3 protein-coding genes are annotated in these 1,371 nt (G+C 46.9%); 1 reads left to right on the plus strand and 2 read right to left on the minus strand.

Features of this window, described 5'->3' with window-relative positions:
• A partial coding sequence (locus tag R7Q47_RS24640; RefSeq protein ID WP_318089879.1) for a hypothetical protein occupies positions 1–267 on the plus strand: 267 nt, incomplete at its 5' end.
• Between the two features lie 29 nt (positions 268–296).
• Here the strand turns inward: R7Q47_RS24640 and R7Q47_RS24645 are convergent.
• Positions 297–752, minus strand: coding sequence for a DoxX family protein (locus R7Q47_RS24645; protein WP_318089880.1), 456 nt, complete (start codon positions 750–752; stop codon positions 297–299).
• Positions 753–762: 10 nt separating this feature from the next.
• Positions 763–1,371: putative DNA-binding domain-containing protein (locus tag R7Q47_RS24650; RefSeq protein WP_318089883.1), on the minus strand; the 609-nt coding region annotated here is incomplete at its 5' end.

A 1,371-nucleotide genomic window follows, 5' to 3' on the forward strand; every position in this document is an offset into this window, starting at 1 on the left:
GAAATGGCTCGTATTCTAGAGCAAATGGAAGATTCACCAGAAAAGGTGATGTTTGGCAAGTTGCTTAATGAGCTGGGCAATCAAAGCTCCGAGCGCATTCGTAGTGCGGCAAAACAAGTACCTCTACCAATCTTGCGTGACATTGTGTACCAATTTCAACAAGTGATTGAGTCACGCAAGGGCGAGCAAGTTGAGCTATTAGCAAAAGACCTCGCACAACAAGGTATCTCAGCGGATGAACTGCTGGCTTACCTAAACAAGCAATAAAAGAAATCCCCGCAATCGCGGGGATTTTTCTATCTGACGAATTTGTCTTTTAGCAATCGGTCGAGCGAAAACGGACCGGCTCCCCACAGCGTCACAATCAAAATCATTAACCCCCAGAGTTGGTGGTCATGGAAACCTTTCTCCCAAAGTAGTGGGTAGGACAGGACAGCGATAATGTTGAATACAAACAACATGGCAGCCATAGGGCGAGTAAATAATCCAATCGCTAAAAAGACCGGAAGAACTAGCTCTGCGAATGTGCCTGAATAGGCGGCAAATTCCCAAGGTAGCAACGGAACTTGATACTCAAATTCGAACAAGTACAAGGTGCTATCCCATGAGGCAAGTTTGATAAGGCCAGAATTAAAAAACACCCAAGCGACCCATAAACGGCAAAACAGCAGCAACAACGGCATTGCGTTAGTTTGTAAGCTGTTGGTGTATTCGTCGTAGCGGCTAATCAGGCTTTTAACAGAATCTGTCATCGTATCCTCCTTACGCGGTTTGCAGCGTAAAACCTTCAATCAGGTCAAGCGTCATGATGTGATTAAGATGAGCGAGCAACGGCTCAGGGATATCGCTCAAACATTGCTTTTGTTCCAAGCTGGCAAGCAATTGATAGGCTTCGGCAGCTAGCGCGAAACACTGCGCTTCACCATTGGGCTCGATGCGGATCACCCCTTGTTGTAATTGGTTGATGTTGAGCTGATCGAATTGCTGAGTACGAACAGCTGCGAATAAATCAAACACCGCGTAATGAGCATCAAAGCACTTACACCCAGGGCGAAGGTGGAAAACTAAATGAGAATGTTGCGACTCTGGTACGTGTGGTAATTCAGTCAGCGGTTGCACGGCTGTGTCTGCTTGATGCTCATAACGAGCTTGGCGAGCAAGGTCGATGTTCCATTCAAAGAGTGCGACTTCTGGGCTGTATGGCGCTTGAGCCATGACCTGACCAAACAACATCACAGTGTGATGGAAGTCTTTTCCGTAGTGAATAACACTGCCTTCTTGGAGTGGGTGCGTTAAAACATGTTGGCGTGCTATTTGGGCAAAGCACGTTTCCCCTAGTAACGCTTCAACCATCGGATAAGTAGCAGAGAG

Source organism: Vibrio sp. Vb0349 (genome assembly GCF_033338975.1).

What these genes read in the sequence shown, in the direction of transcription:
- R7Q47_RS24645 (WP_318089880.1), bottom strand. Translation starts at nt 752, where the DNA reads ATGACAGATTCTGTTAAAAGCCTGATTAGCCGCTACGACGAATACACC.